Source organism: Latilactobacillus sp., assembly GCF_033176295.1.
GTDB classification, from domain to species: domain Bacteria; phylum Bacillota; class Bacilli; order Lactobacillales; family Lactobacillaceae; genus Latilactobacillus; species Latilactobacillus sakei.
Genome location: NZ_JAMQEX010000005.1, coordinates 36,629 through 60,794 on the forward strand (window position 1 = coordinate 36,629; position 24,166 = coordinate 60,794).

A 24,166-nucleotide genomic window follows, 5' to 3' on the forward strand; every position below is an offset into this window, starting at 1 on the left:
TTTTGCATGTCAAAGACACTGTTAGACCAGATAAAACAAGCTAACCCGATTATCACCAACGTTGCCAACAGCGTCACGGTCGATCAAGTCGCCAATGTTCAAAATATAATCGGTGCATCTCCAATCATGTCTAGTGATCCTGAAGAGGCCCCAGAAATGGTCGCTATTGCGCAGGCACTCAGCATCAATATTGGGACACTATCCGCTGAACCCATTCACCAAATGAAGACTTTAATGGCTGAAGCTTATCGCCAAGCTAAACCAGTCGTCATCGATCCGGTCGCAGTCGGTTCAATTCATTATCGTCAGAAAATTATCGATGAACTCTTAGCATTGGGAGCACCCCAAATTATCCGCGGAAATGCGGGGGAAATTGCTTATCTAGCTGGTTTAGACTGGCAAGCTAATGGTATTGATGCAGGCAATGGCGAAATTGATCTCGTAAAAATTGCTCAAACAGCTGCTAAAAAACAGCAAACAACCATTTTACTTTCAGGTCCAACCGATATCATCACTGATGGTCATCACACGACTAAAGTTGCCAATGGCACGCCACTTTTCCAAGTCCACGTCGGCTCTGGCGATATGCTAACTGGTCTTTGCGCCGCATTTGTCGCCGTTAGTCCTGACAATCCTTATCAAGCGGCCATCGACGCAGCAACGACCTTTGCCGTTGCCGGGCAATTAGTCGCCGAAGCAATGCCAACGCCTTTACCTGGTTCTTTTTATCCGCAATTATTAGACCGTTTATTTAACATTACAGCAACTGAGATTCAAAACCATGCACAAGTCACGGAGGTCTTAACTCATGAATAATTTCCCACAAGCCTTAACAATCGCCGGTTCAGATAGTGGTGGCGGTGCTGGTATGCAAGCCGACATTAAAACCATCCAAGAACGCCACGTCTTTGCCACCAACGTGGTCGTCGCAATTACGGCCCAAAATACCATTGGCGTTCAAGATAGCTTCCCGCTACCGCTCGAACTAGTCACCAAACAGTTTGAATCGCTCGCAGCCGATTTTAAGATCCGAGCCTGTAAAACAGGCATGCTCGCCGATGCTGAGCACGTCGCCGTCGTTGCCCAAAACCTCCGGCGCTTCGACTTTGGCCCCTTAACACTCGATCCGGTTATGATTGCAAAAGGTGGTGCCTCTCTACTAGCCGACTCCGCCATTGACACCTTACGATCAGAACTCTTACCTTTGGCAACTGTCTTAACACCTAACCTACCAGAAGCAGAGGTGTTAACCGGTCAAAAAATTCAAACAACTGCCGATTTTAAAATCGCCGCAACGCAACTGCAAAAAATGGGTGCTAAAAATATCATCATTAAAGGTGGCCATCTCGATAATAGTGACCAAGCCTGTGATTACGTTCTCTACGCTGATGGTAGTGACGACTGGTTAAACACACCACGGATTGCGACCGTTCGCACCCACGGCACTGGTGACACCTTCTCGGCTTGTCTAACCGCCGAGCTAGCTAAACAAGTCCCACTCAAAAAAGCCATTCAGATTAGTAAAGCCTTCATTCAAGCGGCCATTGCCAATCCAATTGCAGTCGGCCACGGTCACGGCCCCACAAATCATTGGGCTTATCAGGAGGTTGAACATGACTAATATTGCCCAGGAAATACTCCAAACTTATTTAGTGGCTGGTACACAAGATACTGGTCGAGAAAACTTTTTACCTATACTTGACCAGGCTTTACAAGCTGGGATTACTTGCTTTCAATTCAGAGATAAGGGCCCAAATAGCTTACCAACTGACGCAATGCGGTCCGACTACGCCAAAAAGGCGCAAGCACTTTGTCGTACTTATCACGTGCCTTTTATTATCGATGATCGCTTAGAATTAGCTTTAGATTTGCAAGCAGACGGACTCCATGTTGGGCAATCTGATCAACCATGGCCTAAAATTGAAGTTGCCAAGCAACACGGCCTAATTACCGGGCTATCCTGTCATACTGCTCAAGAAATCCTAAGCAGTCATCAACAACCGGCGCTCGATTATATTGGTGTAGGCCCCATCTTTCCGACGAATTCTAAAGAAGATGCCAAAACACCACTCGGTTTAGCACAACTAAAAACATTCACGCAACTCAGCCAGTTACCGGTTGTCGCAATTGGGGGCATTAGTTTAAAAAACTGCCAACAAGTTGCTGAGACCGGTGTTGCGGGGGCGGCCGTGATTTCTGCTATTACACAGGCTAAAAATATTCCCCAAGCAATCCAACTATTAAACCAACCTTGGCAGAGCTCAGAAGGGAATAATCATGAAAGTTAATCATAATCAATTCCTACTCTGGTTTGGAGCGGCTATTTCAATTGCGGAAATCATCACTGGGACACTCATTGCGCCCCTTGGTCTCGTCAAAGGCAGTCTAGCCATTATCATTGGTCACCTGATTGGTGCCTTTTTATTGCTATTACCGGCTAGTTTTCTCGGTGGCACGCGTCATCAAAACGCGATTGAGTTAACAGACCCAATTTACGGTAAAATCGGTTTTATCCTCTTTGCGATTTTAAACGTCATTCAATTAATTGGGTGGACTGGCATCATGATTGCTAATGCCGCCCAAGCCATGCAGCAACTCAAGCTGACTCACCTCAGTTATCTGATGAATGCCATTATCGTGGCTGGCTTAATTATTTTCTGGTTGGCAATTAAAACGCAATTCTTTTTCAAGCTAAACAACTCCATCGTATTGCTCTTAGTGGTTGCTTGCCTGGGCCTTTTTTGGCAACTCAGTCAATTTGCTGGTCACACCACTCATCTGAGTGCCAATCCACTGAGCTTTGGGGCTGCCATCGAGCTCAGTATTGCGATGGCCCTTTCTTGGTTACCATTAATTGCGGATTATACCAAGGATTCAAAAAAGCCACTAGCACTCTCTTTATGGAGTACTAGCGGCTACTTTCTTGGTAGTCTAATGATGTTTTTCTTAGGCTTTTTAACCATTATTACGACTGGCTATACTGATTTTAATCAGTTTCTAGCAACTAGTCGCTTCGGCTTTTTAATTTTATTTATCATCATCTTCTCGACCATTACGACGACCTTTTTGGATGCCTATTCTGCTGGCGTTAATCTCAAAAACCTGTTCCCTAAAATCCGTTATTCAGAAAATGGCTTAGGGATCGTCGTCACATTGATTGGGTTGGGCTTAATCGCTAATCAACAACTCTTCAAATATGAACTCTTTCTCACACTCATTAGCGCAGCCTTCACACCACTCTACACGATTGTCTTCTTCAATTATTTCTACCGTCGATTGCCAATCGCCGTCAACTTTAGTGGTTGGCTTTTAGGGGCAATTGCTTATTATGGCTTGCAGCACTTTGATTTCCCCCTAGGAACAACCGTTCTTTTGATGATCTGCCTCTGGTTAATTTTATGCTGTATCGCTCAAGTTGTAGGTCATCGGAAAACTAATCGTTAGCGATTTCTGCAAAGTACTGTTCTTTTTCGCGGGCCCAGTAATCCTCTTCGACTTGATCAATTGGTCGTAATACGCGACAGGGATTCCCGACTGCGATAACATTATCCGGAATATCTTTTGTGACCACTGATCCGGAACCAATCACGACGTTGTTGCCAATTGTCACACCCGGATTAACGACCGTATTGCCGCCCAGCCAGACATCGTTGCCAATTGTGATTGGTTTGCCATATTCTAACTCATCACGCCGGCCTTGTGCCGAGATTGGGTGACCAGCGGTGTATAGACCAACTCGGGGGCCAAAGAAAACATTATCTCCGATTGTGACTGGCGCGACATCAATAATAATACAATCATAATTCATATAAACGCGTTGACCGATTGTCGTCTGACACCCATAATCCGTTCGAAACGGTGGTTCAATGTATAAATCGGCGCCACTTTGAGCGAATAATTGGTGCGTCAATTCGCGGCGGTAAGCCTGTTGTTCTTCCGTAGTTTGGTTAAAAAGACGCGTTAAAACACGGGCCCGTTTCATATCTGCCCGTAGTTCCGCATCATTTGCACGGTAAATCTGACCGTTAACCATTCGTTCTTTTTCTGTCATTCAAAATCCCCCATTTCCAATGAAAGAGGTGCGCCACAAAATAAATTTGTGATGCACCTCTTTTTGATTTCTAAACTTTGACACTCGACATTAATGCTCAAAGCCAAACCGTTTCAAACGCACTTTTTTAATCGTGTTTTTTGAAACTGTCTTCTGCGCCTAGCGTCACTCGTTAAACAACTGCGTCCAGCAGTTATTCACCGAGCTGTGCTAATGCTCAAAGCCAAACCGTTTCAAACGCACTTTTTTAATTTACCAAATTGTGACGCGTTTATCCGGTGCTAAATACATCTTATCTGCAGATTGAACGTCAAAAGTAGTGTAGAAATCCGCTAGATTTTGAACTTGGACGTTCGCCCGCAAGGTATTTGGTGCGTGGACATCGATATTTAATAGTAATTGTTGATATTGTTGTGTGGCTTTCATCCGCCAAATTGTTGCCCAGTTAACGAAGAAGGCTTCCAAATCAACATCATCTTCACCTTTAGCCGCTTCTAGCGCACAGCTTAAGCCACCGGCATCAGCGATATTTTCCGAAACGGTTAGCTTGCCATTCACCTTTTGATCAGCAAATGCTAAGCCATCAAATTCGGCAATCATTGCTTGTGATAGCGTCTTGAAATGATCTAAGTCAGTTGCTTGCCACCAATTATGCAAGTTCCCGAATTCATCGAACTGTGCACCATTGTTATCAAAAGCATGTGAAATTTCGTGGGCAATAACCGCTCCAATCCCACCATAATTAGCACTACTGCTTTGTTGCAAACCATAAAATGGGGCTTGTAAAATAGCTGCTGGGAACACAATCACATTTTTCGAAGGTGAATAGTAGGCGTTGACTGTCGCCGCGCCCATTTCCCATTTTGCACGATCGACTGGTTGGGTTAATTTAGCAAAATTTTCCGTTTCAATCGTTCGAATGAAATCAGCTGTATTCTCAAATAACGTGCCATCATCAGCTTGGGGTACAGTCACCAATTTTTCAAAGATGGGTGCAATTTTTTCTGGATAGCCAACATGAATCCCTAAATGATTGAGTTTCACAATCGCCTTTTCACGGGTTTCGGCGGTCAACCAATCATTTTGTTCAAGACGATTTTGATAGACACTAATCATCTTTTTCACCATGGCTTCGACATCTGCCTTAGCAGTTGCCCCAAAGTAACGACGGCCATAGTAATCCCCAACGACTTGATTAAACATGCCGAGCGCTAAGTAATAGGCGCTCTTTTGTTGGGGCTTCGCCTCTTTACTACCGGATAATGCGCGACTATAAATTGAACTAATCTGGCGCATTTCTTCATTTAAGTAACCACTCCAATCACGAATGGTCATTACGAGTAACCAAGCCTTAAATTGGGCAAAATTATCATCGTTGACTAATTTAGTTAATTGTTCAAAATAAACGGGTTCAGTCACGATAATTTTATCAGGTTGGACTGGCAAAATGCGGCTGAAAAGTTGTTTGAAATCAATTGATTGTTGTTGTGCAATAAAGTCGCTTAGTGGTTTAGGATTATACAGCTTTGCATAATCCGCGGCTTCTTCGGCGCTCTTCACAAATGGTGCGAGTGAGCGGTCAAAAGCCAACGCTTCTTTAACCGTTTTAGTCGCGACAACCGGTGCAAAGCCAACCTTTTGTAATAGTTGGACCATCATGTCGGTAAAGACTGCTAATAACTGTTCGGCACTTTGGTTCCCCTCATTGTAGTACGTTTTATCAGGTAAAATTAAGCTCCCCGCTTCAGCGTAGAGCGCGTGGTGTGCCGTATCTTTCATATCGGCATCCACTGACAAGCCAAAAGGTGTTGGTAGGCCTGATAATACCCAGTCTGCCAAGCCTTGATTGTATTCTGTTAAATTGTTAATTGAGCGGACACGTGCAATAAACGGTAAAATCGGATTAATCCCGAGTTCATCACGAGTTTTAAAGTCGGCCGCTAGGGCATAATAATCTAAAAAGTGTTGTAATAACGCATTATCCGTTTGTTTAAGTTGCTTAAAATCGGTCGTTAATTGTTGATCGATTTCATCCACCAGGGCCACAAAGCCACCGGTTGCTGGTTTATCAGCTGGAATTTCGGCTGTTTTTAACCATTCTTGATTCACTGCCGTGTAAAAATCATCTTGCATTCGAACGTTTGTCATTGTCATCCTCCTCAATCAGATTCTAATTCAATTCTACCATTGATGCCCTACTTTCCGGTAGTCTAAGCGCTTTAATTATTGATAACGATTGCAATCAAAAACGGTCGGCATCATTCTAAAAGAAGATTCCGACCGTTTTTTTATTTTTGTCTTTCCGCCTTCAACATTGCAAACGACCGCATAAATGAGCGCATCACGCCCTTGTCTGAATAGACCAAAATGTTCATGCGATAGATAATCAGTGCTAAATAGGTAAGGCCTATCAACGTGATAATCGCTAAGCCAAGACCAAGCGTGGCTGCTGTTGCAGTTAAGTCACCACTAGCAAAACGCACCGGTAACATGATTTGTGAAAAGAGCGGTACGTAACTCAGGATTTTTAAAAAGCCGATATCCGAACGCGTCGTTAAGATAAACCCGCACATATAACTGATTGTACTGAGGATTAATAACGGTGAAATGGCTTGTTGCACCTGATCCATTCGCGAAACGACAGACCCTAGCATTGCTGCAATCACTGTGTAGAGTAAAACGCCGACAATTAGGAAACTAATCGCATACCAAACCGGTGGTGTCCAGAGGTTCGGTCCGACTTGCTTTAAAATCGCCGATAATGGTAATTGTTGTTTTAAGTAGTGATAACCCGCCACTCCAATTAGGATGTAAAAGACAATCTGGGTTAAAACTAATGCTAATACAGCGGCAATTTTAGCAAAGAATTGAGTTGTCGCCGAGACACTTGAGAGAATGATTTCCATAATACGCGAGCCTTTTTCAGTCGCAATTTCCTGTGCGATAATCCCCGCGTAATTAACGATAAAGACAAACATTAAGACTGTAATCGCTAATGAAATGCCTTCTCCCACTTGTTTTTGATTAGATTGATCAATTTTTTGTTGCCCAGCTTCAAACTGAACGGTCACGGATTTAACCGTCATCGGTGTCATTAACTTTTGAATTTGGTCCGCCGGGACGTTAGCTTGCCGCGCAAGGGTCACAATATTCATTTCATTCAACTGATTTTGAATGCCACTCGGATCAAAATCACGACTATCTTTCCGTTCAAAATATTGGCTATTGCCTTGCTGAATGATTAAATAACCATCAATTTTTTCTTGTTTCAACGCTTGAGCTGCTTGCGGTTGCGTCTTAATTTGCGTATCAATGACGTAATCTTGCCCTCTCATTTGTTGCAAGGCTGCTTGTTCAGCTGGTTGTTGACTGAGAACCGCAATCTTAGCTGGTTCGGTGGATTGGTCCATCAATTTACCGATCCCTAGGACGACCCCTAATAGAATAATTGGCATGATAATCATAATGATATAGGCCGGACTTTTAATATTTTTAAAGAAAACCTGTTTAAAAATAATCTTAAATTTAGTCATGTTGCTCACCCACTTTCAATCTAAATATTTCGTCTAGACTAGGCGCTTGTTGACTAAATTCTGGAATATAACCTGCTTGCGTCGCGCGTTCGAAAATCTCTTTGCCAACCGCTTCGTCAGCTAGCGTCAATTCAAACTGGTGACCGTGGCGTGTTACACGTGAAACACCTTCAATTTGTTCCAGTTCAGATTGCGTTAACGGTGATTCCAAGAAGAGTTTCGTGCGGCCAAACTGGGCTCGTACTTCATCGACACTTCCGGATAACACGACTTGCCCATTGCGCAACATGACAATCCGGTCACTAATCTTGGCAACATTCGTCATATCATGACTCGAAAAAATAATTGCCGAGCCTTGCGACTTCAACCATAAAATACCATCTTCTAATAAACCAGCATTTACAGGATCCAACCCACTGAATGGTTCATCTAAAATAATGAGCGCTGGTTTATGAATTAAGGTCGCAATCAGTTGCACCTTTTGTTGATTGCCCTTGGATAAATCCTTAATCTTATCAGTACGTTGGCCCTTAACAGCAAAACGCGCTAACCACTCGTCAATTTGTGGTTTAATTTCCGCCGCGGTCCGCCCGCGTAACTGCGCAAAATATAAAATTTGTTGTTCAACGGTCATCTTAGGATAGAGGCCCCGTTCTTCTGGCAGGTAACCTAATTGATCGTAGTCACGACTGGTAAATGCATGCCCTTGCCACAAAATCGTCCCGCTATCCGGTGTTAAAAAATTCAATATCATTCTAAAAGTTGTCGTCTTACCAGCACCGTTTTGCCCAATAAGCCCTAATATTTCGCCTGGTTGAACGGTAAACGATACATCATCTACAGCTTTCATCGCCCCAAAACTTTTTTCAAGATGCGTTAACGTTAGCATATTACTGCCTCCTCAACATTTATTAACCACTTTAACTATACAATATCCCTTACGAAAACGCATTATTATTATTGCCATAAAAAAAGAGTCACCAACAAAAATCGGCGACTCCTAGATAATCATTATTGAATTTCAATTTGGCTTGTTGATTGTGTATCTTCAGCCATTTTTGGTAAGACTAATTGCAAAACGCCATCCTCATATTTCGCGCTAATTCCTTGGCGATCAACTTCTGGTAAATAATATTGACGACTGAAGCGGCCATAGTGACGTTCACTTTGAATCAAGTTTCCTTCTGAGTCGCTGTGATCGTTAAAACTATCCCGTTTTGCACTAATCTTTAACGTATTGTTTTGATAATCGACGTGGATGTCTTGCTTGTTGAGCCCAGGTAAATCAACCGTTAATTGATAATCCTTATCGGTCTCCTTCACGTCTGTTTTCAACAAGTTGTCAGTTTCAGGCGACATTGCAAAGAATTGTTTGCCGAAATTCTTGAAAAAGTCATCACCTACTAAACTGTCTAACCAATCTTGACGACGATCCATTAATTCGTTTGCCATCTCTAAAACTTCCTTTCTTTATCTTAATTACAATTCTATTTTAACGCGTTAGTCGTCTAATGCAAGTAATTAGCACTCTTTCATTGCGAGTGCTAACGCAAAATAGTTAACCGCCCTAATTTAGCATTTTAATTCCCGCCTTAAGCGTTTTATGCTATACTTAAGGTTCCAAAAATACTCGGAGGTAGATTCATATGAAAATTGTTGTCTTAGCGGGCGGTCGTAGTACTGAACGTAACGTTTCACTAACGTCCGGACACAAGATTACCCATGCACTACAAACAAAAGGACATGATGTTGCCTTTGTCGATCTTTTTTTAGGGAATGAATTGAAAGATGGTGCCACAATCGACTCTCTTTATTCATCTGATCCCGTTGAAAAAGATTATGATATTGATGATGAAGTTTTAACAGATGACGACATCAATAAACTTCGCGAAGATGGTTCAACACAACTATTTGGTCCGAATGTCTTAGAAATTTGTAAAACTGCTGATATCGTATTCCTCGCACTCCATGGTGGCGATGGCGAAAACGGTAAAGTTCAAGCGGTTCTCGATGTCTTTGAAATTCCTTATACTGGTAGTGACACATTAGCTGCTGGTATTACAATGAGCAAAAAAGTTTCTAAAGAAATCTTACTCTTCAACAACATTCCAACAGCACGTTTTGTCGCTGCTTATCGTCATCAACCAATGCCAGAAATGCCATTTGAATACCCTGTTGTGGTTAAACCAAGTAATGGTGGTTCAAGTGTTGGGACACATATCGTCCACAACGAAGCTGAATTAAAACCAGCTGTCGAAGATGCTTTGCGTTTTGATAACGAAGCCTTGATCGAAGAATTCATCAAGGGTCGCGAATTCTCACTGGGTGTCATTAACGAACAACCATTACCAGCCATTGAAATTGAAGTCAATGACGGTTGGTATGACTTTGAACACAAATTCGTAACAGGTAACACGACGAAATTCGTCACACCACCTAACAACTTACCAGATAATGTTCACGAAGCCATGAAACAAATGGCGCTTGATGCCATGCACGCGCTTGGTTTAACCAACTACGCCCGCATCGATTTCTTCTGGAGTCCTGAAACTGGCTTATACGTCATCGAAGGCAATACATTACCTGGTATGACACCATTATCATTAATTCCTCAAGAAGCAGAAGTTCTTGGTATTAGCTACCCTGATTTATGCGAAATGATTGTGAATGGTAAATTAGCTTTACTTAATGAAAAATAATAAGTTTCTAAAAAAAAACGATAAGCCTGAGGGCTTATCGTTTTTTTATTATTAAATACTAGTGGTACCCCCGCTTAATCCTAATCTAATTATTCCTCTTTAGGAACTAAGATTCAAAGAAGATTAGAATCGGCACATCTAGCTGATCGTGTAGCAACTGAATTTCCTTGACGGTAAACGGAATTTTACCGCGAATCTTACGGTTAGCAGTTGTTAGCGTTTTATTTAAAACATCAGCAACTTCCTGCTGCTTGATGTCACGACCCTTTAAATATCCTGATAGCACGAAAAGTTTTCCTGCCAAATTTGGCACCCCCAAATGAATATTCTCAAACTTTGCTCCACATTAGGAATATTACGTCATCTAGATAAACTTGTCAATTAACGATTTTGTACGAAAGTGTTAACTTTTTAGCGTATTTTGTCATATACTTAGTACTATAGTTTTTATTGCGAGTAAGAAGGTGAATTTAATGTTTGGACAACTATTACATGATAAGCGGGTTTCACGGAATCTTACGATGCGGCAGCTAGCCGATTTATTAACGCAAAAATACAATATTAAGGTCAGTAGCTCCATGATTTTCCGCTGGGAAAAAGGCGCTGCCCCTTCATTAAAAGCGTTGTTCATCATCGCGACTGAATTACAAGTTGATCTCAATCAACTCGCTGTCATCATTGCCGACAGTAACTTAACCCGCCCCGAATCTCTTTCATAAATCAGTAGTACACTAAACTAATCAAAAAGGACTCGGCTAAATGCCGGGTCCTTTTTTTATTTCGTTTTAATTGTTTTAACCCCTAAGACGTCCAAGAAGAACGTGAAAATTGGTAACCCAACAATCAAGCCCCACGTGCCTAAGAAACGTTCAGCGACAAAGAGAACGACAAAGGTGAAGAAAATTGGTAGTTGTGTCTTGCTCGACATAAAGCGCGGATTCAAGACATAAGCTTCTAGCGCGTGAATGACGGTAATCATCACCAGAATATAAATCACATACTGCACACCACCCACTGAAAAAGCGATGATACATAGTGGAATACATGACAGAATCACACCCGCCACTGGGACCATTGATAATAAGAAAATCATAATTGCCAAACTCGGAATATTAGGCATCTTCATCACCGTCAATGTGATCGTTGTGAGGACCGTATTAACGACCGCGATAAAGATTTGCGCTTCAATCACAACACCAAAAGTGTTCACGAATTTTTTAGCAAAGTAAGCAATATCTCGGAAAAGCCAACCGTAGGTACTCTTTAAGAAGAGCCCACCAAATTGTGGTAACTTATCCAGTTCAATCGTATAAAAGAAACTGAGGATAAACGACAAGACAATCGTCACGCCCATCGTACCAATCCCGGTAATATAGTTAACCAAGGTTGAAACACCATGCTTTAACTGGTCGGTCAAATTAAACTGTTTCATGTATTGGCTGATCAGTTGCATGAATTTATTGGCATCAAAGGATGGACTCTGGTAAAAATTATAAACACTTTCACCTAATTTAATCGTTTGTTTAGCGATTTGTGGCACATAAATGGTTACCCCGAGATAGACCAATAAAATCACTAAAATGTAGAGTGGTACAACCACCGCGGCTGGTGGTATCCGAACATAACGCTGCACGTGGCGCACCAATTGGGTAACTAAAAAAGTAAAGATGAACGTCAACAAGATGATATTCATCATTGAACGAACCGCAAAAATAACACCAATCATCCCCATTAGAACTACTAGGCGCCGTAATTGTTCGTTCGCTACAAATCGTTGGTATAAAGTCACACGTTTTCCTCCCTAATCTAAAACATATCATCATTTTACAACACTTCGCGTTAATTGAATAATGAAAAATCTAACCTTACATAAGTGTTATGACTTACATAATTTTTAAAATAAACGTATACTAGTTTGGTATTAAAAATTTTTTCCTAGAAAGGATTTTCGGAATGTTAGAAAAAACTTTTTATAAGAAACTACTACAACACTCTTTTGATTTTCCAGTCGCCGTCCACTTTTGGGATGGTAGTACTGACGTCTACGGAACCGGAGAGCCTGAAATAGCAATTACTTTTAAAAAACTCATCCCCATCAAATCACTAACCAGCAACGCCTCATTAGCCTTAGGGGAAGCCTATATGGCAGGCGATATTGAGGTGACAGGCAAAGGTGACGCACCACTTCAAAAACTACTGACAGCCGCTTATAACAGCTCAGAGAGTTTTATGCGCAGTCACAGTTACATTCACTTTTTACCTAAACAATCACACTCAGAAAAAGCTAGCAAAAAGGATATCCAAAGTCACTACGACTTAGGAAATGATTTCTACCAACTTTGGCTAGATAAAACCATGACTTATTCTTGTGCTTATTTCGAACAACCAACAGATGATTTAGAAACCGCTCAAATCAACAAAGTGCACCATATTCTACAAAAACTCAATCCACAACCTAATCGGACATTGCTCGATATCGGCTGTGGCTGGGGCACATTGATGTTAACCGCCGCTAAGGAATATCACTTAAAAGTTGTCGGCATTACTTTAAGCCAAGAACAATATAATTTTGTTCAACAACGAATTGACGAAGAAGGCCTCAGTGACGTTGCGTCCGTTGAACTTGTCGATTATCGTGAATTAAAACACGCCCCATTTGATTACATTACAAGTGTCGGCATGTTCGAACATGTTGGTCAAGAAAACTTGGCTGAATACTTCAAAGATGTTGCGGATTACTTAACAGACGATGGCGTGGCCCTTATTCACGGCATTACGCGTCAACAAGGCGGCGCCAAGAACGCCTGGATCAACAAGTATATCTTCCCAGGTGGCTATGTGCCAGGCTTGGTTGAAAATACGCAACACATTGTCGATGCCGGTTTACAAATCGCTGACATGGAACCTTTACGTCGGCACTATCAAAAGACGTTGGAAATTTGGGATGCCAATTTCAACGCACACCGTGATGAAATCCAACAACAAACGAGTCTTGAATTCGTTAGAATGTGGGATCTCTATCTCCAAGCTTGTGCCTCATCTTTTGAATCTGGTAATATCGATGTTATTCAATACCTCGTTTCTAAAGGCGCTAGCGCCCGTGATTTACCAATGACACGTGCTTATATGTATAACGTCTAAAATAAAAGTGTGTGCTACCACACACTTCATCCAATCAAAAAGTCGCTATGAACAATTGCTTGTTCACGGCGACTTTTTTTGTCTTCAGTTATTTTTTTAAAAGTGCTTCAGCTTTAGTCCGTACTTCTGAATCGCTCATGCTGAGGTAAGGTTTCATTGCGGCAACTGTTTGATCCGTATTGTGACCATTTGATTCCATGTAGTGGTCCCATAATGCTTCTCTCACGATTGTTGCATCGTCGCTCCAGTCAAATGCCTCTGACATCTTCATATCTAAAACCAATGTTGCTGTACCTACTGCCATTGCAAAAGCCTCCTAAATATTTCTTATTACACTTTCTATATTAGTCCCTTTTTCAAAAAGTGTACCAAAATACGCACTTTTATTTTTAAAAGAGGTTCGCAAGGCCCATCATAACGACCTGACTGCTCATCACAAGCAATAGCAAGTGAACAATAATTTCAAATAGGATGACCGTGTAAAATTGATCGAAGCCCGCCATTGGTTGTCGGATTAAACTCACAACAATCGCCATATTCACCCAGAGATAACTCAACACCAGTAAGATGACAACTAACCATAGCGCCATCAAGCCAGCCACAAAAGTAACCAACAAGGCCGCCATCGTTAGTAATAAGACGAAGCTCCCGTAAGCACTGATTTCAGTTAAATAGCGGTCAAAGCGCAAATTTTTTTGTTTTAAAAGATACCGTTTCAGTAAGTACCCGGTTCCTATCAGAACTAATAAGCCACCCAGTTGGATTAAAAAGAGGCGTAATTCAAGCGGCCACAACGCCACTGGCTGCCGTAAAATCACTTGCGTGCCAGTGACACCGGCCACGGCCCCGACTTGTTCGGACCAGCCCGCCATCAATAAACTAATCGTCGCCGTATTAACCAGCAATAAGATGGCAAAAGTTACCCAGCCAAATTGGGGATTAACCCACCGCCATGGTGTTTGTAGCGGTTGCCGCCAACTCACCTGTAAAAATTGGTGATACTTGAGTGCGGTTGGTTTGGCTTGAGTCGTTTCGTGATTGATTGCAGCCGCACCGCAATTTGGACACTGCTGCAGCTTGCGACCATATTTAATATGACATTGTGGACATTCTAGCATAGTCTTGCCTCCTGATAATCCTATTCTAATCGAAAAAGCACCCAAAACAAAATAAAAATTATTTGGGTGCTTTTAGATTCTTAACGGACAACCATTACTGAGCTAGGTGCATATTTAGATAAGTAGCTCGCATGCGTACCAATTAAGTGTTTTGAAGGTTTTGTTTTCGAACCACAGATGACAAGATCTGGTTTGAATTCAGGAATGATTTCTTCGACAATCACGTGGCCTGGATTGCCTTCACCAAGAATTGGTGTCACTTCTTGGACACCAAATTCTTGGGCCTTTTGAACGAAGATATCTAGGTCTGCGGCGATTTCTTCCCGTCGTTTAGCGACCACGTTTGGTGAGAGTGATTGATAGATATTTAAATCGCCGGTTTCTAAGATGCTGACAATCCCCATTGGAATTTGGTACATCTTAGCGACGGTACAAGCGTAATTAAAAGCGCGTTTTGATGACGTTGGATCATCATCATCAATCGCGATTAATAGTTTTTGGTAGTGCATTGAAGTGACTTCAATGTTTAAAGGTTGTTTTTCTGTCATTTTAAGGACTCCTTTATTTTTCGATGACGAGTGCTTCTTTAGTATGCACAAGTTGGGTAATCAATTGGTTGACGGGCGTTGGAATGCCACGTTCTTGGCCCTTGCGCGCAACGTAGCCGTTTAAGTAATCAATTTCCGTTAAACGATGGTGTTGGATTAAATCTTGGTGCATCGATGGATAATGTTCGCCAGCTTGGGTGGGATCAAATAATTGATCGATATGCGCAATCGTTGTTGGCACATCCAAATCAACCGCTTCGGTCGCTGCCACTGCTGAAAATTCAGCCACAATCGAAGCCAGTAATGAGTTGACCTGACTCGTCCGACCGAGTTGGGCAATGTTACAATCCAATAAAGCACAGAGGCTATTCAAGGTGCCATTCACACAAGCTTTGCGCCAAATTGAAAACAAGACATCAGCACTATAGGTCGCATGTAAACCAGCGGCACTCAACATCGCGACTAATTCTTCAGCGGCACCTTTGGCTTCTGGGGCCACGTTTTGAAGTTCAACACTGCCGGAACCACTAAGGCTAATTTCCCCAGGACCGGTTAAACCAGCAGTCCACAACGTAATGCCGACGAAGATATTATGTTTGGGTAAGTAGCGTTCAATTGTTTCGGGATGACCCAAGCCATTTAATAAACAAACGACCTTCGTCTTCTCACCAATCAGCGGTTTAATCGATTGTAGCATCGCCCCTAATTGCATCGATTTCGTGAAGATGATAATCACATCTTGAACGTCTTTAATCGCTGTGGGTAAGGCTGCTGGAATTTGAACGTGTTGCACGTCTTGTCCCGCAATCGCTACCGTTAACCCCTTGGTATTAATTGCCTGAACATGTTCGACCCAATTGTCTAGTAAGACGACATCGTTCCCGGCTGCTTGTAGCATGTAGCCAAAACGGCTGCCCATTGCACCAGAACCGGCAATTGCAATTTTTGTCATTTATTCAACAGCTCCTCAACTCTTATTTACTGTTTAATCATGCCATATTTTCTGCTTTTTTTCACTAGAAACCGCTTAATTTATGATAAATAAAAAAAGAGTGTGCTATCAGTCGGGGATATCCTGAGGATTAACAAAGAATGGTGAATGATTGCACCAGCAATCGTTTGCCATTCGACGTTAACCACAAGGATATGACTGATAGCACACGTTTAGCAACTATCGGGTATTAAAAAAGTTGGGCCAAAAGTGATTTTTGGCCCAACTCCGTTTGTATGCTATTGATTTGCTTGCCAGTTCGCAATATTTTGAGCAGCAAGTGCCAAACTCAAGACAGCATCCTTAGAAAGGTCCGCTTGAATGAGGTTATGTTTAACAGTAGCCGCAACAGCGCCAATCACGGCTAAGCCGTAAGTGAGGACTTCTAAGTCGCGTTTCACTAAGTATTGATCTTCATAAACAGCTTCGTGACTGTATTCAAAGTTAACTTTGTTATCGGCTAAAATACCATCAACGTGGGTTACCATGATCCGGTCAGTAACATCCATCAATAATTTACGGTCATCTGATAAGGTTAATTTATGGTCTGATTCAGATTGATAGTAAGTTTCTTCTGTAATATCCAAGTATTTTGCTACTGGATTATTCAAAACACCAAAACTATCTAATACTGCAAAAATTTCTGAAACATTGAGGCTAACTTTACGATCAATAATTGCCGTCATGTTTTCTTCTAACCAATCCGCTAATTGGCGAACGTTATCTTGTGCCATTTTTGTGTACTCCTTTAAATTATCTAAAATAGACTTTTAATCTTCCCTATCATCATACACCATCCGCGATTTAAGGGACAGTCTATCCCTTCAGATGCTGGGGATGATCGTCGATTAAACCCGCACCTTGCAAGTAAGAATAAACCGTCACTGGACCAACGAATTGGAAGCCCTGCCGCTTCATATCCCGGCTCACTGCAACCGATAATGCTGATTGTGCAGGGACGTCTGCCCACGTTTTTGGTCGATTAACGATTGGTTGCCCGTCAACAAAATCCCACAGATAGTGCGCAAAACTTTCCTGTTCTTGTTGAATTGCTAAAACAACTTGCGCATTATTCACCGTTGCTGCTAGCTTACGCCGGTTGCGAATGATCGCTGGATTTTGTAATAAACGGTCAATATCAGTCGTCGTCATTTGCGCGACTTTTTGAATCTCAAACTGGTAAAAAGCAGTTCTAAAAGCCGCCCGTTTTGCCAGCACCGTTTGCCAACTCAAACCCGCTTGGTAGGTTTCCAAACACAATAGTTCAAATAAGCACTGGTCATCGTGTTCCGGTTGGCCCCATTCTTGTTCGTAGTAGGTTAACAGCTCTGCTGTCGCATTCATCCAATTATCGCTTGCCATGTTCATCGACTCCCTTCTACATTAAAGTACGTTAAAAAGCCACGACAACTTGTGCTGTCATGGCTTTTTTGATTACTTAAAGTTATTTTTTGTAGGGATTGTTATTGACATCAGTCTTCACAATCAACACGTCACAAATCGCTGTCCGGTTAACGTATTCTGTGACAGAACCCATTAACATCCGTTCAACAGCGTTCAACCCGGTTGAGCCCATCATAATTAAATCTGTTTTGTATTCTGATGGGAAATCACGTGCGATGACATTCTTCGGATTGCCAAAACGGACGTGAATTTCAACGTCCATCAAATTATCATTGGTTTGAATATCATATTTCAAACTATTGAGATAATTTTGTGCGTCTTCTGAGATTTGGAAAATAGCATCTCCAGAAAGCATGCCGCTATAACTCCCTGCATATTGTTTCGTATCTAATACATTTAAAATATCTACTTGAGCGTGATTCATCTTAGCCACTTGAACTGCCTTATTAAGGGCTAATTCAGCTTCTTCGGAACCATCAACTGGTACTAATATTCTCTTATATTCTTGAACCATGCTGTTCATCTCACTTTCTCTTTATGCACAATGTCACAATGATACTACATTAAGAATATACCGCTTTCGCGGACAATTCAAGCAAAAAGAATAGCGTTTTCTTAAGTGTATCCTTTAAAAATAATCCTTCTTCTTCAGCCACCAGCCAACCAAGGCACTCACAATTCCCGATAAGCCCAATAGCAGGATAAACCCCTTACCACTATGCGTTAGCGGCACTGGCACATTCATCCCCCAGAAACCACCAATAATGGTGGGGACCGTTAAAACAATCGAAATCGACGTCAACGTCTTCATGATGTTATTCAAACGATTGGAAATGATATCTGATAATAAATCACTTAATTGTTCTAACAAAGCGCGATAAGTCGTAATCGCCTTATCTGATTTAGCAAACTGTAAATCGATGCGGTAAAGACGATCTTTTTGATCAGCCACTTCTTCAAATAACGCCGTCTCTTTAATCTGCGGTAAGCTCTGCTGATTACTTTTTAAACCCAAATCCAAGTAAACGACACTCTTTTTAAGTGCTTTGAGTGCGTATAAAATTTGATTCCGCGTCGAAATATGGACGTTTTTCTCCAACTGATGAATCTGTTGGGCGACCACATCTAAAGCGGTCAAATAGCGTTGGTAAATCAACGAGATACTCTGTAACACAATGCTTTCGACCTGTTGATCAGTTCCCGTAATCCGTTGCATCTCGGCCACCAATTCACTTTGTTGGTGCCCAACTGTCAGTAAGGTTTGCCCACTGATGATAAATGAAAACGGCCGCGTAATGTATTCAGCATGTTTTTCAGAATCATGGGTTTTGACCGGTACTAACAAGCAAATATGACTGAGAGTTTCACCCGTTTCCGTCGTAAACGTTTCATACCGAGCCACTTCATTGATATCTTGGGCGACCTCAAACAACATGCGTGGCAAATGGTACTTCCGCGCAAAATGCTGCATCTCATGCTTGCTAGGATCTTCAAAGTGAATCCAATTGGCCGCTTTTTCCGAGCGGCTCTCACGAATCTCACCGGTCGTCTGTATTTCGAAATAGGTAATCATTTATCCGTCTCCGCCCTTTTCTTCTTATCATACGAGCTTTCCTACACGCTTGACAAGTGACAGTCATGTCAATAATAAATATGCTACAATAAATCTATGAGAAAATAGGGAGGTTTTAGAGATGACACAACGGATTTTACCACTCGAAAAAGGCCATAACTTTAGAGAATTAGGTGGCTATCAAACGACTGATGGCCGCACGCTTAAATGGCATAAATTACTGCGCTCAGCCAACTTAGCCCATCTCACTGATGCGGATTTAAACTATCTTGATCAATACGGTTTGCGCTATGATATTGACTTGCGTTCTGAAGATGAAAAAGCCAAAGCGCCCGATCGATTACCCGCCAATACGACTTACGAATTCCTCCCTGTTTTTGCTGTTGACGAAACTGCCAATTCAGCGAGTCAGGATGAACTCTATCAACTCTTTAGCAAGGACCCCCTCAGCGGCCACACTCGGATGCAAAAGGTTTATGACAATTTGATTAATCAGCCCCATTCTAAGCAAGCTTACCGCCGCTTTTTTGAATTACTGCTCGCCAACGATCAAGATCATCAAACAACCCTTTTCCACTGTACGGCTGGCAAAGATCGGACCGGCATGGCCACTGTCTTCTTACTCAGTGCCCTTAATGTGCCCGCAGAGACGATTCAAGCTGATTACCTGCTCACTAACCTCGCATCGGCTGATTTTGTGCAGAAGTCCTTACAGCGCCTCCAACAAAAGACGGCCGATCAAGGCATTTACCAAAGCGTTCAATCCTTATTGACCGTTCACTTGGATTATCTCCAAACCGCCCAAATGGCGATTCGCCAAGAATCCGGCACAATTCAAAATTACCTCAAGACTGAATTACAACTAACCAATCATGATTTAACTGACTTACAAAAAATTTACTTAATGTAACCGAAACAAATAAGGAGTCCCATTATGCCAACTTTAAAAGAACAAGTCATCGCAGCCAGTCGAGAAATTGGCATCGATAAAATTGGCTTTACCTCAGCGGCGCCTTTTGACTATTTAGAGGCCAGCTTAATCGAACAAAAGAAAAATGGCCATTCCAGCGGGTTTGAACACAAAGTACTGGAAGAACGCCTCTATCCTGAATTGATTTTCGACCAACCCAAATCAATTATCGCCATCGCGCTTGCTTATCCAACCAAGATTCACAATAAACCCGCCAGAACAGGTGCCAAACGCGGTAGTTTTGCACGGGCTTCTTGGGGCATTGATTACCACGATATCTTACGGGACAAGATGGCCCAATTAATCGACGCGATCAAAGAACTTGCCGATGAGGATGATGAAGTCACTTTCAAACCAATGGTCGATACGGGCGAATTGAGTGACGTCGCCGTTGCACAACGCGCCGGCCTTGGTTTTATCGGCCTCAACGGATTATTGATTACCCCTGAATTCGGGTCTTTCGTCTATCTCGGCGAAATCATTACCAATATTCCGTTTGAACCTGATACCCCTATGGCCAACCAATGTGGCAGCTGTACCCGCTGTATCGATTATTGTCCGCCTAGCGCCCTATTAGGTGACGGTCGGTTAAATGCGACACGGTGCCTTTCTTATCAAACGCAAACAAAAGGCTTTATGCCAGAAGAATTTCGCCCTAAAATCCGGAGCGTGATTTATGGCTGCGATATTTGCCAACAAGTTTGTCCTTTTAATAAAGGCAAGGACTTCCATTTCCATCCTGACATGGAACCCGACCCAGAAGCAGTAATGCCAGAGTTACAACCATTGCTAACAATCAGCAATAAAGAATTCAAAGTTAAATTCGGTCACTTATCTGGTTCGTGGCGAGGAAAGAAACCAATCCAGCGCAACGCCATTATCGCGCTTGCCAACGTCAAAGATCGAACTGCGATTCCCCAGTTATTGCAATTAATCGATAACGATCCCCGACCCGTTATTCGCGGGACTGCGGCGTGGGCACTAGGCCAATTGGTCAGAGATGTCACGCCGGAGATGTTAGACTTCTTGCAACAAGCCGCTGATAAAGAAGAAGAACCTGAAGCCCAAGTCGAGTTTCACAAAGCATTATTAATTCTCAATGAACGTTTTGAAGAGAGGTAGGCTCCTTAGCACATGCAAAATAAGCAACAACAGACGCAACTCACACAACCGTTGATTCTTTTAATGGCTTTTATCACGGGGGTTGCGGTTTCTAATCTATATTATATTCAACCGATTCAATCTCTGGTGGCCCAAACCTTCCACGTTAACACTGGCGCCATTGGCACGGTCGCGATGTTAACTCAAGTCGGTTATGCCCTCGGCTTATTATTAATCGTCCCTTTTGGCGATGTCATGAGTCGTTACCATTTAATCATTCGGATGCTGATTTTATCGCTACTATCTTTGTTAGTCGCCTTTTTAGCGCCGAACTTCATCTTATTCGCACTTTCCGGCTTACTGATTGGCTTAACCTCAGTCGTCCCACAAATTATCATTCCATATGCAGCCGTTTTAGCGGCACCCCAAAAACGCGGCGCCGTGCTCGGAACGATTTTAAGTGGCCTCTTAATGGGGGTTTTACTTTCTCGGAGTTTCAGTGGCATTATCAGTAGCTACGTCAATTGGCGCTGGGTTTACCTTTTAGCCGTCATTGCGATTGGCTGCCTGATTATCTTAGCGGCCGTCAAATTACCTAAAGATTCGCGTCCCAAAAACGGGCCTAGTTATTGGCAAACCATCAGTTCCTTACCTGGTTTAGTGCGCACCCAACCACTTTTACGCGAAGCGGCCATTAACGGCTTCTTCATGTTTGGGACCCTCAGCATCTTTTGGTCAACCCTCGTCTTTTACATGGCAAGTCCTGCTTATCATCTTGGCAGTGGCACCGTTGGTTTATTAGCCATTCTCGGTGCAGCCGGTGCGCTTGCAGCCCCTGTGATTGGCCGCTTTGCCGATCAAAAGACGCCGCGGTTTATCATCGCAGTTGGTCTCTTGATGATGACTGTCAGTTACCTCTTATTCCTTTTCTGGGGACAGTATTTGCCAGTTATGATGCTCGGGATCGTTTTATTAGATGTTGGTAATCAGTGTGGTCAGGTGTCCAACCAAACGCGGGTCCAAGCCTTAGGCGAAGCTACCAGCAGTCGTAATAACACGGTCTTCATGTTTGCCTACTTCATTGGTGGGGCTTCCGGCTCATTTTTCGGCGCTCTTGCTTGGAGTCTCGGTGGTTGGGCAGCTGTTTGTTATCTAGCGCTTGGCTGCCAAATCGCCGCCTTGCTTGTTCATTTTGTGCTCTACCGGCCTAAAGCAGCACGCTAAGGTTATGACTCACGCTAGCGTTTCCCAAAATGTTATAATAAGGTTAACCAATCAAATTTGGCTTATTAATTCACAATAAGGAAGGTGTCTATTATGAAATTATATCAAGCTCTAACACAAGTGACGCTCAATGCGCAGATGGTTGACGATTTAGCTGGCTTTCAAATCAAACCAATCTTGGAAAAACCGTTAAACTTCGATCCAACCGACTTGTATCATTACATCGACACAACCTTAAAAGCTGGTTCACGCCACGATGAAAATAATCTGCTATTTGTGACCGATGCCATTTTTATCACTGAAAACTTTAATTTTAAAGGTACCGTTTTTGAAGCCTATGCACAGAGCTTCGAAGAACGCGTCACCCTTGCCCACCAAATTGTGGCCGACTTAAACCGCCACGTCTCAGTCAATATCGACCTAGCAAAACACGAATTCCAATTAGTCTTTGTCGATTAATCACTACTAGAGAACCTCTGGCATACATTGTCAGGGGTTCTTTTATCACGTTATTTAGAAAGAAGTCCTATTTTTGCCTAATGCTCAGCGCCAAAACAGCGCCCTCTACAAATTGACACGCCCGGCTAATCAACTTACTACCGAGCAACAGCAACTCAAAATCGCAATTATCCAATTTTGTGAACAAAATCGTGATGCGGACCACGCCACCTTCTTAATTCAAGGTGCCGCAGGAACCGGTAAAAGTGTGATTTTAAACAGCGTCTTCTCGACACTCCAAGAACTTGCACGTAAAACGCCGACTTCACCGCTGTACCAAACCAACAACAAATTACTGGTTAATCATCCAGAAATGTTGAAACTCTACCAAAATAACGTTCAACCAACTAACGCGCTCTTGAAAAAAGACTTTCAACGCCCGACAACTTTTATCAACCAGGCCAGCAAACAAGAGACCCGCGCCGATATCGTTTTAGTCGATGAAGCGCACCTCTTATTGACGCACAGCGATCCTTATAACCACTTCAGACAGGATAATCAGTTAGACGAGATTCGCAAGCACAGTCGCATCACGATTCTCATTTTTGATGAACAACAGGTCCTTAAGGTCAAAAGTTATTGGCAACAACAACAGCTACTCGCTAAACTCCAAACCGGGCCTTATCAATTAGCACAGCTACACCATCAATTCCGAATTCAAGCAAATCCCTCGGTTGAATCTTGGTTACAAGCCTTTCACAAGCAGCAAATCGAGTCCTTACCCCAAGATCCACATTTCGAATTCAAAATTTTTGCAGACGCAGCGCAGCCCAACTGTACGCCGCTATTCGCCAACGTAATCAAGACAGTGGTTTGGCCCGGTTACTGGCAACCTATGATTTTCCAGCAACACTCAATGACCCGCACGACCATTACGTAAGTGCCCCGCATTTCAAATTACGCTGGGATCGGTATCAACCAACCGCCAAGACTTATTGGGCGGAACGTGAAGATAGTATTGATGAAGTTGGTTCGGTTTATACAATACAAGGTTTCGATTTAAACTATGCCGGCGTCATTTTAGGCCCGTCAATTGGCTATGACCCACAACAAGATTGCTTACTGATCAAACCGGAATACTATGAGGATCAAGCGGCTTTTGCCGGTGCCAATCGCTTTGATAATCCAACCCAGATTAAGACTCAAATCATCCTCAATAGTCTCTACGTCTTGATGAGCCGGGCCCGCAACGGTCTTTACCTCTACGCCCTCGATCCCGCTTTACAAAAACGATTATTAGCGTTACAAACGGCAACATTTCTCGGGCAATAAAAAGCACTTTCCTACTCAAAAACAAACCAAAAGTGTAAAATTA

26 protein-coding genes and 1 pseudogene are annotated in these 24,166 nt (G+C 42.6%); 12 read left to right on the plus strand and 15 right to left on the minus strand.

The window, feature by feature from the left end; translation table 11 throughout:
* Positions 1-6 precede the first annotated feature (6 nt).
* Genes thiM through NDN60_RS03885 form a run of 4 tightly spaced genes read left to right on the plus strand, consistent with a single transcriptional unit; the run spans position 7 to position 3,444 of the window.
* Positions 7-816: a hydroxyethylthiazole kinase gene (thiM, locus tag NDN60_RS03870; protein WP_096585767.1), complete on the plus strand. Its 810-nt coding sequence runs from the start codon at positions 7-9 to the stop codon at positions 814-816.
* The gene (gene thiD / locus NDN60_RS03875) at positions 809-1,621 is read left to right on the plus strand and encodes a bifunctional hydroxymethylpyrimidine kinase/phosphomethylpyrimidine kinase (protein ID WP_096585770.1); all 813 of its coding nucleotides are present in this window, start codon (positions 809-811) and stop codon (positions 1,619-1,621) included. Before thiM ends, thiD begins: the two co-directional genes overlap by 8 nt.
* Entirely contained in the window at positions 1,614-2,288 is a 675-nt protein-coding gene (thiE, locus tag NDN60_RS03880; RefSeq protein WP_016264348.1) for a thiamine phosphate synthase, read from the plus strand. The genes thiD and thiE overlap by 8 nt, the downstream gene beginning before the upstream one ends.
* Positions 2,278-3,444: a putative hydroxymethylpyrimidine transporter CytX gene (locus NDN60_RS03885; RefSeq protein WP_099947574.1), complete on the plus strand. Its 1,167-nt coding sequence runs from the start codon at positions 2,278-2,280 to the stop codon at positions 3,442-3,444. Before thiE ends, NDN60_RS03885 begins: the two co-directional genes overlap by 11 nt.
* On the opposite strand, the gene NDN60_RS03890 is transcribed toward NDN60_RS03885, so the two are convergent.
* The 5 genes from NDN60_RS03890 to NDN60_RS03910 all read right to left on the minus strand — a co-directional run bounded on the left by NDN60_RS03890 (position 3,434) and on the right by NDN60_RS03910 (position 9,036).
* The gene (locus NDN60_RS03890; RefSeq protein ID WP_099947573.1) at positions 3,434-4,051 is read right to left on the minus strand and encodes a sugar O-acetyltransferase; all 618 of its coding nucleotides are present in this window, start codon (positions 4,049-4,051) and stop codon (positions 3,434-3,436) included. The two genes, NDN60_RS03885 and NDN60_RS03890, sit on opposite strands and share 11 nt — an antisense overlap.
* Positions 4,052-4,303: 252 nt before the next feature.
* Positions 4,304-6,199, minus strand: coding sequence for a M13 family metallopeptidase (locus tag NDN60_RS03895; protein WP_099947572.1), 1,896 nt, complete (start codon positions 6,197-6,199; stop codon positions 4,304-4,306).
* Positions 6,200-6,339: 140 nt separating this feature from the next.
* On the minus strand, positions 6,340-7,584 hold the full coding sequence (locus NDN60_RS03900; RefSeq protein WP_076632004.1) for an ABC transporter permease: 1,245 nt from the start codon (positions 7,582-7,584) through the stop codon (positions 6,340-6,342).
* Positions 7,577-8,473, minus strand: coding sequence for an ABC transporter ATP-binding protein (locus tag NDN60_RS03905; protein WP_011373766.1), 897 nt, complete (start codon positions 8,471-8,473; stop codon positions 7,577-7,579). The genes NDN60_RS03900 and NDN60_RS03905 overlap by 8 nt, the downstream gene beginning before the upstream one ends.
* 122 nt (positions 8,474-8,595) lie before the next feature.
* Complete coding sequence (locus NDN60_RS03910) at positions 8,596-9,036, minus strand: Hsp20/alpha crystallin family protein (RefSeq protein ID WP_011373765.1); 441 nt, start codon at positions 9,034-9,036, stop codon at positions 8,596-8,598.
* A gap of 194 nt (positions 9,037-9,230) precedes the next feature.
* On the opposite strand from NDN60_RS03910, the gene NDN60_RS03915 reads away from it, so the two are divergent.
* The gene (locus NDN60_RS03915) at positions 9,231-10,283 is read left to right on the plus strand and encodes a D-alanine--D-alanine ligase family protein (RefSeq protein ID WP_056946828.1); all 1,053 of its coding nucleotides are present in this window, start codon (positions 9,231-9,233) and stop codon (positions 10,281-10,283) included.
* A 106-nt stretch (positions 10,284-10,389) separates the two neighbouring features.
* Here NDN60_RS03915 and NDN60_RS03920 read toward each other — a convergent pair whose 3' ends face one another.
* The gene (locus NDN60_RS03920) at positions 10,390-10,587 is read right to left on the minus strand and encodes a helix-turn-helix domain-containing protein (RefSeq protein WP_056946823.1); all 198 of its coding nucleotides are present in this window, start codon (positions 10,585-10,587) and stop codon (positions 10,390-10,392) included.
* 169 nt (positions 10,588-10,756) lie between these two features.
* Between NDN60_RS03920 and NDN60_RS03925 the strand changes: the two genes are divergently transcribed.
* A complete protein-coding gene (locus NDN60_RS03925) occupies positions 10,757-11,002 on the plus strand; it encodes a helix-turn-helix domain-containing protein (protein ID WP_025016418.1) in 246 nt (81 codons plus the stop codon).
* Between the two features lie 56 nt (positions 11,003-11,058).
* Here the strand turns inward: NDN60_RS03925 and NDN60_RS03930 are convergent, their stop codons facing one another.
* Positions 11,059-12,072: an AI-2E family transporter gene (locus tag NDN60_RS03930; protein ID WP_025016419.1), complete on the minus strand. Its 1,014-nt coding sequence runs from the start codon at positions 12,070-12,072 to the stop codon at positions 11,059-11,061.
* A 164-nt stretch (positions 12,073-12,236) separates the two neighbouring features.
* Here NDN60_RS03930 and NDN60_RS03935 point away from each other — a divergent pair, with 164 nt between their 5' ends.
* A complete protein-coding gene (locus NDN60_RS03935; protein ID WP_011373760.1) occupies positions 12,237-13,424 on the plus strand; it encodes an SAM-dependent methyltransferase in 1,188 nt (395 codons plus the stop codon).
* A gap of 88 nt (positions 13,425-13,512) precedes the next feature.
* Here the strand turns inward: NDN60_RS03935 and NDN60_RS03940 are convergent, their stop codons facing one another.
* The 8 genes from NDN60_RS03940 to NDN60_RS03975 all read right to left on the minus strand — a co-directional run bounded on the left by NDN60_RS03940 (position 13,513) and on the right by NDN60_RS03975 (position 19,058).
* Positions 13,513-13,728, minus strand: a complete 216-nt coding sequence (locus NDN60_RS03940) for a P8 family protein (RefSeq protein ID WP_011373759.1) — start codon at positions 13,726-13,728, stop codon at positions 13,513-13,515.
* 85 nt (positions 13,729-13,813) lie between these two features.
* On the minus strand, positions 13,814-14,542 hold the full coding sequence (locus NDN60_RS03945; protein WP_056946733.1) for a DUF6574 domain-containing protein: 729 nt from the start codon (positions 14,540-14,542) through the stop codon (positions 13,814-13,816).
* An 80-nt stretch (positions 14,543-14,622) separates the two neighbouring features.
* Positions 14,623-15,090, minus strand: a complete 468-nt coding sequence (locus NDN60_RS03950; protein WP_016264340.1) for a universal stress protein — start codon at positions 15,088-15,090, stop codon at positions 14,623-14,625.
* Positions 15,091-15,103: 13 nt separating this feature from the next.
* On the minus strand, positions 15,104-16,042 hold the full coding sequence (locus tag NDN60_RS03955) for a 2-dehydropantoate 2-reductase (protein WP_011373756.1): 939 nt from the start codon (positions 16,040-16,042) through the stop codon (positions 15,104-15,106).
* A 278-nt stretch (positions 16,043-16,320) separates the two neighbouring features.
* Positions 16,321-16,815, minus strand: coding sequence for a hypothetical protein (locus tag NDN60_RS03960; RefSeq protein WP_076632362.1), 495 nt, complete (start codon positions 16,813-16,815; stop codon positions 16,321-16,323).
* An 82-nt stretch (positions 16,816-16,897) separates the two neighbouring features.
* Entirely contained in the window at positions 16,898-17,443 is a 546-nt protein-coding gene (locus tag NDN60_RS03965; RefSeq protein WP_076632369.1) for a DNA-3-methyladenine glycosylase I, read from the minus strand.
* 82 nt (positions 17,444-17,525) lie between these two features.
* Positions 17,526-17,999: a universal stress protein gene (locus NDN60_RS03970; protein WP_025016421.1), complete on the minus strand. Its 474-nt coding sequence runs from the start codon at positions 17,997-17,999 to the stop codon at positions 17,526-17,528.
* Positions 18,000-18,113: 114 nt separating this feature from the next.
* Positions 18,114-19,058, minus strand: coding sequence for a magnesium transporter CorA family protein (locus NDN60_RS03975; RefSeq protein ID WP_076632363.1), 945 nt, complete (start codon positions 19,056-19,058; stop codon positions 18,114-18,116).
* Positions 19,059-19,179: 121 nt separating this feature from the next.
* Between NDN60_RS03975 and NDN60_RS03980 the strand changes: the two genes are divergently transcribed.
* From NDN60_RS03980 to NDN60_RS04000, 5 genes and pseudogenes are all read left to right on the plus strand, one after another.
* A complete protein-coding gene (locus NDN60_RS03980) occupies positions 19,180-19,968 on the plus strand; it encodes a tyrosine-protein phosphatase (protein WP_076632364.1) in 789 nt (262 codons plus the stop codon).
* Positions 19,969-19,992: 24 nt separating this feature from the next.
* Positions 19,993-21,150: a tRNA epoxyqueuosine(34) reductase QueG gene (queG, locus tag NDN60_RS03985; RefSeq protein ID WP_076981414.1), complete on the plus strand. Its 1,158-nt coding sequence runs from the start codon at positions 19,993-19,995 to the stop codon at positions 21,148-21,150.
* Between the two features lie 12 nt (positions 21,151-21,162).
* Positions 21,163-22,353 carry an MFS transporter gene (locus NDN60_RS03990; RefSeq protein ID WP_231953178.1) on the plus strand — a complete coding sequence of 397 codons (1,191 nt, stop codon included), beginning with the start codon at positions 21,163-21,165 and terminating at the stop codon, positions 22,351-22,353.
* Positions 22,354-22,446: 93 nt separating this feature from the next.
* On the plus strand, positions 22,447-22,812 hold the full coding sequence (locus NDN60_RS03995; RefSeq protein WP_011373748.1) for a hypothetical protein: 366 nt from the start codon (positions 22,447-22,449) through the stop codon (positions 22,810-22,812).
* 247 nt (positions 22,813-23,059) lie between these two features.
* A pseudogene (locus NDN60_RS04000) lies at positions 23,060-24,123 on the plus strand (DUF2075 domain-containing protein).
* Positions 24,124-24,166: the final 43 nt, after the last annotated feature.

Excerpts from the sequence above, each read along its gene's own strand:
- thiM (WP_096585767.1), top strand. The coding sequence starts at position 7 with ATGTCAAAGACACTGTTAGACCAGATAAAACAAGCTAACCCGATTATC.
- thiD (WP_096585770.1), top strand. The coding sequence starts at position 809 with ATGAATAATTTCCCACAAGCCTTAACAATCGCCGGTTCAGATAGTGGT.
- thiE (WP_016264348.1), top strand. The coding sequence starts at position 1,614 with ATGACTAATATTGCCCAGGAAATACTCCAAACTTATTTAGTGGCTGGT.
- NDN60_RS03885 (WP_099947574.1), top strand. The coding sequence starts at position 2,278 with ATGAAAGTTAATCATAATCAATTCCTACTCTGGTTTGGAGCGGCTATT.
- NDN60_RS03890 (WP_099947573.1), bottom strand. The coding sequence starts at position 4,051 with ATGACAGAAAAAGAACGAATGGTTAACGGTCAGATTTACCGTGCAAAT.
- NDN60_RS03895 (WP_099947572.1), bottom strand. The coding sequence starts at position 6,199 with ATGACAAACGTTCGAATGCAAGATGATTTTTACACGGCAGTGAATCAA.
- NDN60_RS03900 (WP_076632004.1), bottom strand. The coding sequence starts at position 7,584 with ATGACTAAATTTAAGATTATTTTTAAACAGGTTTTCTTTAAAAATATT.
- NDN60_RS03905 (WP_011373766.1), bottom strand. The coding sequence starts at position 8,473 with ATGCTAACGTTAACGCATCTTGAAAAAAGTTTTGGGGCGATGAAAGCT.
- NDN60_RS03910 (WP_011373765.1), bottom strand. The coding sequence starts at position 9,036 with ATGGCAAACGAATTAATGGATCGTCGTCAAGATTGGTTAGACAGTTTA.
- NDN60_RS03915 (WP_056946828.1), top strand. The coding sequence starts at position 9,231 with ATGAAAATTGTTGTCTTAGCGGGCGGTCGTAGTACTGAACGTAACGTT.
- NDN60_RS03925 (WP_025016418.1), top strand. The coding sequence starts at position 10,757 with ATGTTTGGACAACTATTACATGATAAGCGGGTTTCACGGAATCTTACG.
- NDN60_RS03935 (WP_011373760.1), top strand. The coding sequence starts at position 12,237 with ATGTTAGAAAAAACTTTTTATAAGAAACTACTACAACACTCTTTTGAT.
- NDN60_RS03940 (WP_011373759.1), bottom strand. The coding sequence starts at position 13,728 with ATGGCAGTAGGTACAGCAACATTGGTTTTAGATATGAAGATGTCAGAG.
- NDN60_RS03945 (WP_056946733.1), bottom strand. The coding sequence starts at position 14,542 with ATGCTAGAATGTCCACAATGTCATATTAAATATGGTCGCAAGCTGCAG.
- NDN60_RS03950 (WP_016264340.1), bottom strand. The coding sequence starts at position 15,090 with ATGACAGAAAAACAACCTTTAAACATTGAAGTCACTTCAATGCACTAC.
- NDN60_RS03955 (WP_011373756.1), bottom strand. The coding sequence starts at position 16,042 with ATGACAAAAATTGCAATTGCCGGTTCTGGTGCAATGGGCAGCCGTTTT.
- NDN60_RS03960 (WP_076632362.1), bottom strand. The coding sequence starts at position 16,815 with ATGGCACAAGATAACGTTCGCCAATTAGCGGATTGGTTAGAAGAAAAC.
- NDN60_RS03965 (WP_076632369.1), bottom strand. The coding sequence starts at position 17,443 with ATGGCAAGCGATAATTGGATGAATGCGACAGCAGAGCTGTTAACCTAC.
- NDN60_RS03970 (WP_025016421.1), bottom strand. The coding sequence starts at position 17,999 with ATGGTTCAAGAATATAAGAGAATATTAGTACCAGTTGATGGTTCCGAA.
- NDN60_RS03975 (WP_076632363.1), bottom strand. The coding sequence starts at position 19,058 with ATGATTACCTATTTCGAAATACAGACGACCGGTGAGATTCGTGAGAGC.
- NDN60_RS03980 (WP_076632364.1), top strand. The coding sequence starts at position 19,180 with ATGACACAACGGATTTTACCACTCGAAAAAGGCCATAACTTTAGAGAA.
- queG (WP_076981414.1), top strand. The coding sequence starts at position 19,993 with ATGCCAACTTTAAAAGAACAAGTCATCGCAGCCAGTCGAGAAATTGGC.
- NDN60_RS03990 (WP_231953178.1), top strand. The coding sequence starts at position 21,163 with ATGCAAAATAAGCAACAACAGACGCAACTCACACAACCGTTGATTCTT.
- NDN60_RS03995 (WP_011373748.1), top strand. The coding sequence starts at position 22,447 with ATGAAATTATATCAAGCTCTAACACAAGTGACGCTCAATGCGCAGATG.